Origin of the sequence: Shewanella sp. JNE2, from assembly GCF_023159115.1 — a bacterium.
Lineage (GTDB): Bacteria > Pseudomonadota > Gammaproteobacteria > Enterobacterales > Shewanellaceae > Shewanella > Shewanella putrefaciens.
The window spans coordinates 379,911-394,297 of record NZ_CP096169.1 but is presented as its reverse complement, the minus strand read 5'-3'; the positions used below and the strand labels follow the sequence as shown (position 1 = coordinate 394,297).

6 protein-coding genes, 2 tRNA genes and 3 rRNA genes are annotated in these 14,387 nt (G+C 46.6%); 2 read left to right on the top strand and 9 right to left on the bottom strand.

Annotated features, from left to right (window positions below):
• The first annotated feature begins 272 nt into the window (after positions 1–272).
• Positions 273–1,199 carry a bile acid:sodium symporter family protein gene (locus MZ182_RS01865; RefSeq protein ID WP_011920064.1) on the top strand — a complete coding sequence of 309 codons (927 nt, stop codon included), beginning with the start codon at positions 273–275 and terminating at the stop codon, positions 1,197–1,199.
• A gap of 171 nt (positions 1,200–1,370) precedes the next feature.
• On the opposite strand, the gene rrf is transcribed toward MZ182_RS01865, so the two are convergent.
• The 7 genes from rrf to MZ182_RS01830 form a co-directional block, all read right to left on the bottom strand.
• Positions 1,371–1,486, bottom strand: a 5S ribosomal RNA gene (rrf, locus tag MZ182_RS01860).
• 221 nt (positions 1,487–1,707) lie between these two features.
• A 23S ribosomal RNA gene (locus MZ182_RS01855) occupies positions 1,708–4,600 on the bottom strand.
• A gap of 441 nt (positions 4,601–5,041) precedes the next feature.
• Positions 5,042–5,117 (bottom strand) — tRNA-Ala (locus MZ182_RS01850).
• Between the two features lie 137 nt (positions 5,118–5,254).
• Positions 5,255–5,331 (bottom strand) — tRNA-Ile (locus tag MZ182_RS01845).
• A 257-nt stretch (positions 5,332–5,588) separates the two neighbouring features.
• A 16S ribosomal RNA gene (locus MZ182_RS01840) occupies positions 5,589–7,131 on the bottom strand.
• Together the 16S, 23S and 5S rRNA genes with 2 tRNA genes alongside form the textbook arrangement of a ribosomal RNA operon.
• A 774-nt stretch (positions 7,132–7,905) precedes the next feature.
• Complete coding sequence (gene secA / locus MZ182_RS01835) at positions 7,906–10,635, bottom strand: preprotein translocase subunit SecA (protein WP_011787791.1); 2,730 nt, start codon at positions 10,633–10,635, stop codon at positions 7,906–7,908.
• A 60-nt stretch (positions 10,636–10,695) separates the two neighbouring features.
• Positions 10,696–11,595, bottom strand: coding sequence for a M23 family metallopeptidase (locus MZ182_RS01830; protein ID WP_025008066.1), 900 nt, complete (start codon positions 11,593–11,595; stop codon positions 10,696–10,698).
• A gap of 27 nt (positions 11,596–11,622) precedes the next feature.
• On the opposite strand from MZ182_RS01830, the gene MZ182_RS01825 reads away from it, so the two are divergent.
• Positions 11,623–12,069 carry a DUF721 domain-containing protein gene (locus MZ182_RS01825; RefSeq protein WP_248069062.1) on the top strand — a complete coding sequence of 149 codons (447 nt, stop codon included), beginning with the start codon at positions 11,623–11,625 and terminating at the stop codon, positions 12,067–12,069.
• Positions 12,070–12,080: 11 nt separating this feature from the next.
• On the opposite strand, the gene lpxC is transcribed toward MZ182_RS01825, so the two are convergent.
• Both lpxC and ftsZ read right to left on the bottom strand, forming a co-directional pair.
• Positions 12,081–13,001: a UDP-3-O-acyl-N-acetylglucosamine deacetylase gene (gene lpxC / locus MZ182_RS01820; RefSeq protein ID WP_011787788.1), complete on the bottom strand. Its 921-nt coding sequence runs from the start codon at positions 12,999–13,001 to the stop codon at positions 12,081–12,083.
• Positions 13,002–13,181: 180 nt separating this feature from the next.
• Positions 13,182–14,369 (bottom strand): cell division protein FtsZ, encoded by a 1,188-nt coding sequence (ftsZ, locus tag MZ182_RS01815; RefSeq protein ID WP_011787787.1) that lies wholly within the window; start codon positions 14,367–14,369, stop codon positions 13,182–13,184.
• Positions 14,370–14,387 lie beyond the last annotated feature (18 nt).

Sequence of the window (14,387 nt, the reverse complement as noted above, 5' to 3'; positions counted from 1 at the left end):
CGTGAACTGGTTATAAGTTACGGTTTCCTAACAAGGAAATCACGGTTTTTTTGTTAAGCAGCTCATGTTTTAGTAATCTTAAATACATTTATCGCAAAGCCGCTTTCACAAAATTGGTAGAAGTTTTGAATAGTTAAAACCAGACGTCAGTCGAAATACTGAAAATAATTTATTCAACCATATATCCGTATCTGATTTGCCCTTGTCTATCGGTAAGTGGACTGTCATTATCCAGCACAATAAAAATAACTTATTATTTTTAAAGGCTTACTATGCTATCTAATATGAACAGATTCTTCCCACTACTTGCACTATTAGGGGCATTCGTGGCATATCTGATGCCACATTGGTTTACTGATCTTAGATCCTCCATAGTTCCCCTGCTGATGATGATTATGTTATCTATGGGGCTTACCCTAAATCTGCAGGATTTTACTAATGCATTCAAACAGAAACGTGCCGTAGTCACGGGGCTTATATTACAATTCTCTGTGATGCCACTAAGTGCACTACTGATAAGTTTTTTATTAGGATTAGACAGAGATCTCACCATAGGCATGGTGTTAGTAGGTAGCGTTGCAGGTGGCACCGCCTCTAATGTGGTCTGTTACTTAGCAAAAGGGGATGTGGCTTTATCGATAACCATGACGGCATTGTCAACATTAGCGGGCGTGGTGTTAACACCACTGATTATTAAGCTGTTGGTTGGCGAAATGATCGATATACCCTTCGCAGATATGCTGCTGAGTTTAGTGAAAATGGTGCTAATCCCTGTCAGCGTTGGCGTGATTATCAATCATTTTTTTAAATCGCTGGTGGCTAAAGTCGCTCCTGCATTGCCATTGATTTCTATCTTGGCAATTGTGATGGCGATAACCATTATCGTAGCGTTAAATGCCAATCAGTTTGATAAAGTTGGCCCGTTTATTCTACTGGCCGTGTTCTTACATAATGGCCTTGGTCTCGCCTTAGGCTATTTCTGTTGCCGTTTATTAGGCTTTAACCACACTGTTTGTAAAACTATCTCCATCGAAGTTGGCCTACAAAACTCCGGTCTCGCCACTGCTTTATGTATCAAATTCTTTAGCCCAATCTCAGCCATCCCCAGCGCTATTTTTTCTATATGGCATAACCTGTCAGGCGCTATTCTGGCAAGTTATTGGGCCAATTTAAAAGAGAGCACAAAATCAAATCTATAGCCCGTAACCTATTGAGAAATTAGTGTTATACCAATCTAGAAGCGTAGATCGCTGGACGCTTACAGATAACTCGCGAATTGAGAGCAAACTAGACGTAATCTAACAAATCACAGACGCAAAAAAGCCAGCTTATTCAGCTAGCTTTGTTACATCTTTACAAGATAATTAGGCGCTTGGCGATGACCTACTCTCACATGGGGAGACCCCACACTACCATCGGCGCGATTGCGTTTCACTTCTGAGTTCGGGATGGGATCAGGTGGTTCCACAATGCTATTGTCACCAAGCATATTCGGTTTAAACAAGGTATCAGGGCGCGCTTTGCGCTTCTAGGAACTAGAACCTAGGACCTGCTGTACCTTATTTAATAATTCGGAAAGCTGATTGTTTTTTGAGTTCAAGTACACGGATGTACTGTGTGTCATAAATGCAGGAGCATTTTATGACCACACTTTATTAAGTGTTTATATTCTGTCTAAGGCTTCTTTGTAAAACCCATCTGGGTTGTATGGTTAAGCCTCTCGAGTCATTAGTACATGTTAGCTCAACGCCTCACAACGCTTACACACCATGCCTATCAACGTCCTAGTCTCGAACGGCTCTTTAGTGGACTTATAGTCCAAGGGATGACTCATCTTGGGGCTCGCTTCCCGCTTAGATGCTTTCAGCGGTTATCGATTCCGAACGTAGCTACCGGGCAATGCCATTGGCATGACAACCCGAACACCAGCGGTTCGTTCACTCCGGTCCTCTCGTACTAGGAGCAACTCCCCTCAATCATCCAACGCCCACGGCAGATAGGGACCGAACTGTCTCACGACGTTCTGAACCCAGCTCGCGTACCACTTTAAATGGCGAACAGCCATACCCTTGGGACCGACTTCAGCCCCAGGATGTGATGAGCCGACATCGAGGTGCCAAACACCGCCGTCGATATGAACTCTTGGGCGGTATCAGCCTGTTATCCCCGGAGTACCTTTTATCCGTTGAGCGATGGCCCTTCCATTCAGAACCACCGGATCACTATGACCTACTTTCGTACCTGCTCGACGTGTATGTCTCGCAGTTAAGCTGGCTTATGCCATTGCACTAACCGTACGATGTCCGACCGTACTTAGCCAACCTTCGTGCTCCTCCGTTACTCTTTGGGAGGAGACCGCCCCAGTCAAACTACCCACCAGGCACTGTCCCTAACCCCGATTAGGGGTCTAGGTTAGAACATCAAAACTACAAGGGTGGTATTTCAAGGACGACTCCATCAGGACTAGCGTCCCAACTTCATAGTCTCCCACCTATCCTACACATGTAGGTTCAATGTTCAGTGCCAAGCTATAGTAAAGGTTCACGGGGTCTTTCCGTCTAGCCGCGGGTATACGGCATCTTCACCGCAATTTCAACTTCACTGAGTCTCGGCTGGAGACAGCGTGGCCATCATTACGCCATTCGTGCAGGTCGGAACTTACCCGACAAGGAATTTCGCTACCTTAGGACCGTTATAGTTACGGCCGCCGTTTACCGGGGCTTCGATCATGAGCTTCTCTTGCGATAACCCAATCAATTAACCTTCCGGCACCGGGCAGGCGTCACACCGTATACTTCCTCTTGCGAGTTTGCACAGTGCTGTGTTTTTGATAAACAGTTGCAGCCACCTGGTATCTGCGACTCCCGTCAGCTTAGAGAGCAAGTCTCATCACCAACAGGAGCGTACCTTCTCCCGAAGTTACGGTACCATTTTGCCTAGTTCCTTCAGCCGAGTTCTCTCAAGCGCCTTGGTATTCTCTACCCGACCACCTGTGTCGGTTTGGGGTACGATTCCCGCTAACCTGAAGCTTAGAAGATTTTCCTGGAAGCATGGCATCAACTACTTCAGTCCCTTAGGACCTCGTCATCAGCTCTCAGTGTATAGCAACCCGGATTTGCCTAAGTCACCCACCTACCACCTTAAACGCGGACTACCAACGCCGCGCTAGCCTAGCCTTCTCCGTCTCTCCATCGCAGTTAGCGGAAGTACAGAAATATTAATCTGTTTCCCATCGATTACGCCTTTCGGCCTCACCTTAGGGGTCGACTCACCCTGCCCCGATTAACGTTGGACAGGAACCCTTGGTCTTTCGGCGAGGGGGTTTTTCACCCCCTTTATCGTTACTCATGTCAGCATTCGCACTTCTGATACCTCCAGCGTGGGTTACCCCTTCACCTTCAACGGCTTACAGAACGCTCCTCTACCGCGCAACCCTAATGGGCTGCACCCGTAGCTTCGGTGGTATGTTTAGCCCCGTTACATCTTCCGCGCAGGCCGACTCGACTAGTGAGCTATTACGCTTTCTTTAAATGATGGCTGCTTCTAAGCCAACATCCTAGCTGTCTAAGCCTTCCCACATCGTTTCCCACTTAACATACACTTTGGGACCTTAGCTGACGGTCTGGGTTGTTTCCCTTTTGACGACGGACGTTAGCACCCGCCGTCTGTCTCCCGAGTAGTACTCATTGGTATTCGGAGTTTGCAAAGGGTTGGTAAGTCGGGATGACCCCCTAGCCTTAACAGTGCTCTACCCCCAATGGTATTCGCTCGAGGCGCTACCTAAATAGCTTTCGAGGAGAACCAGATATCTCCCGGTTTGATTGGCCTTTCACCCCCAGCCACAAGTCATCCGCTAATTTTTCAACATTAGTCGGTTCGGTCCTCCAGTTGATGTTACTCAACCTTCAACCTGCCCATGGCTAGATCACCGGGTTTCGGGTCTACACCTTGCAACTAAACGCGCAGTTAACACTCGGTTTCCCTACGGCTCCGCTATTCGCTTAACCTCGCTACAAAATGTAAGTCGCTGACCCATTATACAAAAGGTACGCAGTCACGGTCTCAAGGACCGCTCCCACTGCTTGTACGTATACGGTTTCAGGTTCTATTTCACTCCCCTCACAGGGGTTCTTTTCGCCTTTCCCTCACGGTACTGGTTCACTATCGGTCAGTCAGGAGTATTTAGCCTTGGAGGATGGTCCCCCCATATTCAAACAGGATGTCACGTGTCCCGCCTTACTCGTTTTCATCTACGGTTAGTTTTCGTGTACGGGGCTATCACCCTGTGCCGCTGGACTTTCCAGACCATTCCACTAACACCCCATAGACTTAAGGGCTAATCCCCGTTCGCTCGCCGCTACTAGGGGAATCTCGGTTGATTTCTTTTCCTAAGGGTACTTAGATGTTTCAGTTCCCCTCGTTCGCCTCATGTAGCTATGTATTCACTACATGATGACCGCTTATGCGGCCGGGTTCCCCCATTCGGACATCGTTAGCTCAAATGCTTGTTACTAGCTCGCCAACGCTTTTCGCAAGTTACTACGTCCTTCATCGCCTCTGACTGCCAAGGCATCCACCGTATACGCTTAGTCGCTTAACCATACAACCCAGATAGGTTTCTTTTTCGCTTGCCACTCCTCTTGTTATGCGGCGTTGCAAGTCTCATTCCTCAATCATGTAGCGCTGCTACACTCATTCGTCATTCAACTTACGGCCTTGCCTAACAAGCGATTGGCTGCGCTTATCTTATCGAAATAAGAAAAAACACATCTCGAATTGTATTGCGACCAGCTTGGTTTTACTTGTCTCACTTCTGACCAAAGAAGTGGACGCGCCTTAGACTTGAATATTCAAGACACTTAATAAAGTGTTTGAGAACTCAATGTTCAATGCTTTCGCATTAAACTTTTTGTAATTAATCACATGACAGACTCATGCCATTAATTACTATCAGCTTTCCAAATTGTTAAAGAGCGGGCTTAAAAAAGCCAAAGATAATTTTTAAGTTTATCTTTGGCATCTCTAACCATAATGCAGTAAATGGTGGAGCTATGCGGGATCGAACCGCAGACCTCCTGCGTGCAAGGCAGGCGCTCTCCCAGCTGAGCTATAGCCCCATTTACATGCAGTGCGAGTAAATAAGATGTTCCAAACCTCTTAAAGGATTGGTTTGCCAATCATTTCTTATCAAGGCGGACAGTGGCGACGTTTAGTTCACTAAACGAGTCACTTTCCAACGCTGAGAAGGAAGGATTGGTGGGTCAGAGTGGACTTGAACCACCGACCTCACCCTTATCAGGGGTGCGCTCTAACCAGCTGAGCTACAGACCCATCTTATTGATAAATCTACAACCATCCAGAACCACCGACCTCACCCTACTCTTTATGAGGGGATTGGGGTGCTAACCAGTTAAGCTACAGACCCATCTTATTGATAAATCTACAACCATCTAGAACCACCGACCTCACCCTACTCTTTATGAGGGGATTGGGGTGCTAACCAGCTGAGCTACAGACCCATCTTTTACTCTTTCTTCTATCAAGCAAATCTGTGTGAACACTCAAAAGCATCGAGTTAGTCGTATAGGTAAGGAGGTGATCCAGCCCCAGGTTCCCCTAGGGCTACCTTGTTACGACTTCACCCCAGTCATGAACCACAAAGTGGTGAGCGCCCCCCCGAAGGTTAAGCTACCCACTTCTTTTGCAGCCCACTCCCATGGTGTGACGGGCGGTGTGTACAAGGCCCGGGAACGTATTCACCGTGGCATTCTGATCCACGATTACTAGCGATTCCGACTTCATGGAGTCGAGTTGCAGACTCCAATCCGGACTACGACGAGCTTTGTGAGATTAGCTCCACCTCGCGGCTTTGCAACCCTCTGTACTCGCCATTGTAGCACGTGTGTAGCCCTACTCGTAAGGGCCATGATGACTTGACGTCGTCCCCACCTTCCTCCGGTTTATCACCGGCAGTCTCCCTAGAGTTCCCACCATTACGTGCTGGCAAATAAGGATAGGGGTTGCGCTCGTTGCGGGACTTAACCCAACATTTCACAACACGAGCTGACGACAGCCATGCAGCACCTGTCTCACGGTTCCCGAAGGCACTAAGCTATCTCTAGCCAATTCCGTGGATGTCAAGAGTAGGTAAGGTTCTTCGCGTTGCATCGAATTAAACCACATGCTCCACCGCTTGTGCGGGCCCCCGTCAATTCATTTGAGTTTTAACCTTGCGGCCGTACTCCCCAGGCGGTCTACTTAATGCGTTAGCTTGAGAGCCCAGTGTTCAAGACACCAAACTCCGAGTAGACATCGTTTACGGCGTGGACTACCAGGGTATCTAATCCTGTTTGCTCCCCACGCTTTCGTGCATGAGCGTCAGTCTTTGTCCAGGGGGCCGCCTTCGCCACCGGTATTCCTCCAGATCTCTACGCATTTCACCGCTACACCTGGAATTCTACCCCCCTCTACAAGACTCTAGTTCGCCAGTTCGAAATGCTATTCCTAGGTTGAGCCCAGGGCTTTCACATCTCGCTTAACAAACCGCCTGCGCACGCTTTACGCCCAGTAATTCCGATTAACGCTCGGACCCTCCGTATTACCGCGGCTGCTGGCACGGAGTTAGCCGGTCCTTCTTCTGTAGGTAACGTCACAGATGAGCCGTATTAAGACTCACCCTTTCCTCCCTACTGAAAGTGCTTTACAACCCGAAGGCCTTCTTCACACACGCGGCATGGCTGCATCAGGGTTTCCCCCATTGTGCAATATTCCCCACTGCTGCCTCCCGTAGGAGTCTGGGCCGTGTCTCAGTCCCAGTGTGGCTGATCATCCTCTCAGAACAGCTAGGGATCGTCGCCTTGGTGAGCCATTACCTCACCAACTAGCTAATCCCACCTAGGTTCATCCAATCGCGGAAGGCCCGAAGGTCCCCTCCTTTCCCCCGTAGGGCGTATGCGGTATTAGCAGTCGTTTCCAACTGTTATCCCCCTCGACTGGGCAGATCCCTAGGCATTACTCACCCGTCCGCCGCTCGCCACCTCAGAAGTAAACTCCCTTGTGCTGCCGCTCGACTTGCATGTGTTAGGCCTGCCGCCAGCGTTCAATCTGAGCCATGATCAAACTCTTCAATTAAAGTTTTGTTGCTTCCGTCTTTCGACTTCAGCGGCTCAATGAATTCTGATTTTTTGTTTCCGCTTTTAAAAAGCGAAATCAAAATTATGTACATATTGCTATGAACACTCATTGTTACATTGATTAATTCTTTGACTGCCAACCCGAAGGCTAAGCAGTTTCGATTAACTCAACACCTGTGAGTGTCCACACAGATTTGCTTGATATATTGTTAAAGAGCGTTGACCATTCGCTTACACACTTCAGTGTTTTCAGCGGGTCAGGGCTGCGTATTCTACGCATTCCCGTTAGTGCGTCAAGTAGTTTTTTCAACTTTCTCAACACTCATCGTTTAGCTTGCTAACCGATGAACTGCTTGGCTTTCTTTGCTTAACTTGCGTTTCGCTGTCTGCCCTGTCAGTGGATGCGCATTATAGGGAGATTAACCAAGTCCGCAAGGGCTTTTTTGAGAAAATTAGATCTTTTTTTAATACTTTCAGTTAGTCACACTATACCCCCACTTTATCCTCAGACTTATCCACAAAATGGTTTTTAACGGTTAAATTTACGACCACGACAGGTTTACTTTAATGGCTATTGATAAGAGTGAAACTATGTTCAATGGGGAATAACAACGATTCGCTATAAAAGAAGAGTAAGAAAATACAATCCAGATGCAATCAGATTAAACGTAAGGTTTATTAAAGGAAAATAAAAAGGCAACTTCGATAAGTTGCCTTTAGTGTTCTAATCAATCTATTCGATAGAAGTAATGTCAGTAAGTCGTGCAGCAGATTAGCTTAACTTACCATGGCATTGCTTATACTTACGTCCTGAACCGCATGGACAAGGATCGTTACGACCCACTTTATCACCGTCACGGATCATCGGTGTATGTGCAGCGATAGATTCGTCATCTTCATCACCACCACCGACTAACGCTTCTGCGGCTGCATGTTGATAGTCGCGTTGGATCTTAGCATCTTCTTCACGACGACGCGCTTCCATTTCTTCAACATCTGACTGAGCTTGCACTTGAACTTTAGACAACACGCTAATCACGTCATGTTTCAGCGTATTCAGCAATTGTTGGAACAGCTCGAATGACTCACGCTTATACTCTTGCTTTGGATTCTTCTGCGCGTAACCACGTAAGTGGATACCTTGACGTAAATGATCCATTGCTGCTAAATGCTCTTTCCACAAGCCATCGAGGGTTTGTAGCATCACTGCTTTTTCGAATTGGCGCAGTACTGAGGCACCGACCATTTCTTCTTTCGCCTTATAAGCATCAGACCAAGAGGTGATAATACGCTCACGCAGACTTTCTTCATGTAAGTCGTCTTCTTTATCTAACCATTCTTGAATTGGCAGTTTAAGCATAAATTCTTGGTTTAGGCGCTGCTCTAAACCTGGAACATCCCATAACTCTTCTACTGATTGCGGTGGAATATACTGATCTATAACTGCGCCAATCACATCGTCTTGGATGTTTTTAATAGTATCTTCAATACTTTCAGCATCCATTAACTCGTTACGCTGAGCGTAAACCACTTGACGTTGATCGTTTGCTACATCGTCAAACTCAAGTAATTGCTTGCGGATATCGAAGTTACGCGCTTCAACTTTACGTTGTGCGTTTTCGATTGCGCGTGATACCCATGGATGCTCGATGGCTTCGCCTTCTTCCATGCCCAGCTTTTTCATCATGCCAGAGACACGATCAGAGGCGAAGATACGCATTAAGCTATCTTCCATAGATAAATAAAAACGTGAAGAACCTGCGTCACCTTGACGACCCGCACGTCCACGTAATTGGTTGTCAATGCGGCGAGATTCGTGACGCTCAGTACCTAAAATATGCAAACCGCCCGCAGCGACGACAGCATCATGTCGCACTTGCCAATCGGCTTTGATCTTGGCTTTTTGCTCTGGAGTTGGATTATCGAGGGCATCTATTTCCATATTCCAGTTGCCACCGAGCACGATGTCAGTACCACGACCCGCCATGTTAGTAGCAATAGTCACGGCGCCAGTACGACCTGCTTGCGCGACAATTTCCGCTTCTTTTTCATGGAACTTGGCGTTAAGCACTTGGTGCGGGATCTTTTCCTGCACCATTAAGCGTGCTAATAGCTCAGACTGTTCGATTGATACTGTACCCACCAATACTGGCTGACCACGTTCGCGGCAATCTTTAATATCTTTAATAATGGCTTGATACTTTTCATTGGCGGTTAAGTAAACCAAGTCGGCCATATCTTTACGGACCATTGGACGGTTGGTTGGTACAACGACTGTATCTAATCCATAAATGTGCTGGAATTCGAACGCTTCAGTATCGGCTGTACCTGTCATACCTGCCAGCTTCTCGTATTGACGGAAGTAGTTCTGGAAAGTGATTGAAGCTAACGTCTGGTTTTCGTTCTGAATATGCACGCCTTCTTTGGCTTCTACGGCTTGATGTAAACCTTCAGACCAACGACGACCTGGCATAGTACGGCCAGTATGTTCATCAACGATAATTACTTCGCCATCTTGAACGATATAGTCAACATCACGCTCAAATAGTGTATGTGCCCGTAGTGCTGCATTAACATGGTGCAGTAGAGAGATATTGGCAGCAGAATAGAGAGAGTCACCTTCTGCTAACATACCGCGCTCGATCAGCAAGTTTTCTACTTTCTCTTGACCGCGCTCAGTGAAATGCACTTGTTTGGCTTTTTCATCAATACTGTAATCGCCCTCTCCCACATACTCTTCGGAATCTTCTTTATCCTGACGAATAAGATTTGGGATAAGGGTATTAATCTTAGTGTATAACTCAGAGCTATCTTCAGCGGCGCCAGAGATAATTAATGGCGTACGCGCTTCGTCGATTAAAATTGAGTCAACTTCATCGATAAGGGCGTAGTGCAATGGGCGTTGTACGCGATCCTGTGGCGAAAATGCCATATTATCGCGCAGATAATCGAAACCAAATTCATTGTTAGTACCGTAGGTAATATCGGCATTATAAGCAGCTTTCTTTTCTTGCTGACCAATACCTGCGACGTTAATCCCAACGGTTAAACCAAGAAACTCAAATAATGGGCGGTTATTCTCAGCATCACGACGTGCTAAGTAGTCGTTCACAGTGATCACGTGAACACCTTTGCCAGTCAGCGCATTGAGATAAGCTGGTAAGGTTGCCGTTAGGGTTTTACCTTCACCCGTACGCATTTCAGCAATACGGTTGCTATCAAGCACCATACCACCAAGTAATTGCACATCGAAGTGACGCATTTCAAACACACGCTTGGATGCCTCACGAACTGTAGCAAACGCTTCTGCCATGATGTCATCGAGAGTTTCACCTGCAGCTAATCGCTCACGGAACTCAGCCGTTTTTGCTTTTAGCTCTTCATCGGTTAACTTTTCATAATCAGCTTCGAGTGCATTAATTTTAATAACGACCTTTTGCAACCCTTTAAGGGTACGATCATTACGGCTACCAAATACTTTTGTCAGTAATTTACCAAACATCTGAATCACTTATTCTCTGTAGGCCAAGTCCATGATGGAAACTAGAAGCCAATGTTTCAATTAACTTGCTTTGCGGTAGACAAACTTTTGTGGATCTATCTGTTGTCCGCCACGCAACACTTCATAATGCACATGAGCACCAGTAGAGCGCCCAGTGCTTCCCATACTGGCGATAGTATCGCCCTTTGCGACTACATCACCTACAGTCACTGACAAAGCTTTATTATGGCCATAACGAGTTCGAAAACCATTACCATGATCAATTTCAACTAATTCGCCATAACCAAACATATTCCCAGCCCAAGTCACCACACCAGCAGCAGTCGCCACGACTTTAGCACCTTCTCGACCCGTAAAATCAATTCCTTTGTGCACAGATCTGCGACCATTAAAAGGATCATTACGCAATCCATAAGGCGACGATAACCAACCTTTATCGAGTGGGATACCTGATATATAACGCTCATCATCTATATGGTGGTTAGATGACACAGTTTCAAGTAGTGAAAGTTGAACATTATTGTTGTCAATTCGTGAAGCCAACTTATCCATATCATCGATAAGCTGACCAAGCTCGATATTGGTGCCTAACTCGCTTAATCCACCCACACCAACTTCTGAGGAAAAATCAAAATCCTCAGCCAGTTTATTCTGTTGGGCAACCTGTTGGCCTAAAGCTTCGAGACGGGTGATTTTGGCTTGCATACGTGCAACATGAGTCGCTAGCATGGCTAGTTGAGACTCGGTGGCACTTTTTAGCTCTAAGACTTGTTTCTTTTGTTGTTCGCGTACGAGACGATCATTATCCACACTGGCTTGCTGATCTTCAAATCGAGCAGAGTTGTGCTGATAAATACCCGTCCCCGTTGCCAACAATAATATAGGAAGTAGCAACCAACGTTTACTGGGTTGCCAGCGTGTGACGCCATTCCGACCTTGAATAAATACTGTTACACTCATAGCCTAATTCAGCCATCTTATTATCATATGAAAAAGCCCCCTCAAGATCTCAGCCAATTACTACATCAATCAGGTAAATTACCTGACATCGCTGAGAAAGCGGAACTACTTTTATACCTGGATCAGCACGTGAAGCAAATTGTCGCAGGTCCTGTTGCGGAGCAGCTGAAAGTCGCTAATTTCCGCCAAGGTGTTCTTGTGATTGAAACTACTTCGGCGGCTTGGGCTGCACGAATTAATTTCCAAAAGCCGAAGCTATTAGCACAGCTTCAAGCAGAAACGCTCACAATCCTTACCGCAATTGAGGTTAAAGTCAACCCGAGATTAGCAATGTATGATGCAAAGCCTAAACAAGCGCACAAAGAACTGAGCCCTGCGGCCGCTGAACATATTGCTACACTTGCGGAAAATATTAGTGGAACGCTGGGTGAAAAACTAAAACGGCTGGCCTCATTGGCCAGCCGTAATAAATAAATCAACCCTTTTTAGGCAAATACTGCGCCACTAGGTACACTAAAGCTGACGGGAACATCAGCTTCTTTTTCAAAGCTAACCAATTCCCATGCATCTTGTTGTGCCAGCAATGCTCGTACTAATTGGTTATTTAACGCATGACCCGTTTTATAGGCCGTGAACTCACCTAAAATCGCGTGTCCTGCGACATAGAGATCACCAAATGCATCTAAAATCTTGTGCTTAACAAACTCATCCTCATAACGCAGGCCATCGGGGTTGAGGACGCGGTATTCATCAAGCACAACCGCATTTTCCATGCTGCCACCTAAAGCAAGGTTGTTCGCACGCAGATACTCAATATCGCGCATAAAACCAAAAGTACGGGCTCGACTGATTTCTTTTACAAATGCAGAGGTTGAGAAGTCCATCACCACATGCTGTTGACTACGAGCGATCTCTGGATGAGCAAAGTCAATTTTAAAATTAACTCTAAAACCTTTAAACGGTTTTAACTCAGCCCATTTATCACCATCTTCAACGCGCACAGGGCGTTTAATCTTTAAGTACTTCTTAGGTGCTGCCTGCTCTTTAATGCCAGCAGACTGCAATAAGAAGACAAATGGGCTCGCACTGCCATCCATAATAGGAATTTCAGGCGCGTCCACTTCGATTACGGCGTTATCTATGCCTAAACCCGCGAGTGCTGCAAATAAATGTTCAATAGTTGAAATTCGAATACCTTCGTCATTAACAAGAGCCGTGCACATCGTGGTTTCGCGAACTTGTTCTGCCTTCGCTGGAATAGCAACAGCAGGACTCAAGTCGGTACGCACAAGTACGATCCCTGTATTAACTGGTGCGGGCATAATGCTCAAGGTGACCTTGTTGCCAGAGTGTAATCCGACCCCAGTAGCTTTCACCATTTTTTGAACAGTTCTTTGAAATATCATTCAGTTACCCGTTTAAATTTCTATTATAGCGCTTAATATTTACACACTCAGCAGTGGCGAAACGGCCACACTGGTATGACATGGTAACATAACTTAACCATGTCATACAAATGCAGCTATGTTGTGATATTGCTCAATCAAACAATATCACCACATACACGCTGAACTCAAATACCGTCTTTAATCAGCTTGTTTACGCAAAAATGCTGGAATATCAAGATAGTCCAGTTCATGCTTTGTCGAGGGTGCTGGAGTCGGTGCTGGCTGTGCTGCCGTTGGTAACACGTTACCTTTCGGTGCAGCATAGTTTACATGAACTGCTTCTTCGACATAAGCTTCAACTTTTGGTTCCACAACCACAGGCTCTGGACGCGGCGCAGGTTTAGAAACCAATTGGATATCAGGGCGTTTTTCAGCGCCAATACCAGTAGCCACAACGGTTACACGCAGTTCGTCGCTCATTTCAGGATCGATAACCGCACCCACAACCACAGTCGCATTGTCAGAAGCATAAGCCTTAACATGATTACCGACAGTTTCGAATTCTTCGATGCTCATGTCCATACCTGCGGTAATGTTAACTAACACACCACGGGCACCGGCTAAGTCGATATCTTCTAATAATGGGCTGGCAACGGCAGCTTCAGCGGCTTCTTCAGCACGATCTTCACCACGCGCAACGCCTGTACCCATCATGGCATTACCCATTTCAGACATAACAGTCTTCACATCGGCGAAGTCGACGTTAATCAGACCTGGACGCGTGATAAGCTCGGCAATACCTTGCACCGCTCCGAGTAACACGTTATTCGCAGCAGCAAATGCATCGAGTAATGAAGTGCCACGGCCCAATACTTTTAATAATTTTTCGTTCGGGATCGTAATTAGCGAGTCCACGTGCTTAGCGAGCTCGGCAATACCTTGCTCGGCATAAACCATACGTTTTTTGCCTTCGAAGGGGAAAGGCTTAGTCACAACCGCAACGGTCAGAATACCTTCTTCACGGGCGATTTGTGCAACGACCGGCGCAGCACCTGTACCCGTACCACCACCCATACCCGCAGCGATAAAGATCATGTCTGAACCTTTAATTGCGGCACGAATGTTTTCGCGATCTTCTTCAGCTGCTGCACGACCCACATCTGGGTTCGCGCCTGCACCTAGGCCTTTGGTCACATCACGGCCTAATTGAATTGTTGAGCCAGCACTGGATTTACGCAGTGCCTGCGCGTCTGTGTTGGTAACGACAAACTCAACACCTTCAATGTTGTGTTTGACCATATGTTCGACAGCGTTACCGCCGCCGCCGCCAACGCCGATGACTTTAATCACCGCATCGTCTGAGTGAGTATCCATGATCTCAAACATTGTCTGATCTCCGTGTTG

Bases quoted from the DNA above. Each gene is read 5' to 3' on its own strand.
- MZ182_RS01825 (WP_248069062.1), top strand. From the start codon at position 11,623: ATGAAAAAGCCCCCTCAAGATCTCAGCCAATTACTACATCAATCAGGT.
- lpxC (WP_011787788.1), bottom strand. From the start codon at position 13,001: ATGATATTTCAAAGAACTGTTCAAAAAATGGTGAAAGCTACTGGGGTC.
- MZ182_RS01865 (WP_011920064.1), top strand. From the start codon at position 273: ATGCTATCTAATATGAACAGATTCTTCCCACTACTTGCACTATTAGGG.
- ftsZ (WP_011787787.1), bottom strand. From the start codon at position 14,369: ATGTTTGAGATCATGGATACTCACTCAGACGATGCGGTGATTAAAGTC.
- secA (WP_011787791.1), bottom strand. From the start codon at position 10,635: ATGTTTGGTAAATTACTGACAAAAGTATTTGGTAGCCGTAATGATCGT.
- MZ182_RS01830 (WP_025008066.1), bottom strand. From the start codon at position 11,595: ATGAGTGTAACAGTATTTATTCAAGGTCGGAATGGCGTCACACGCTGG.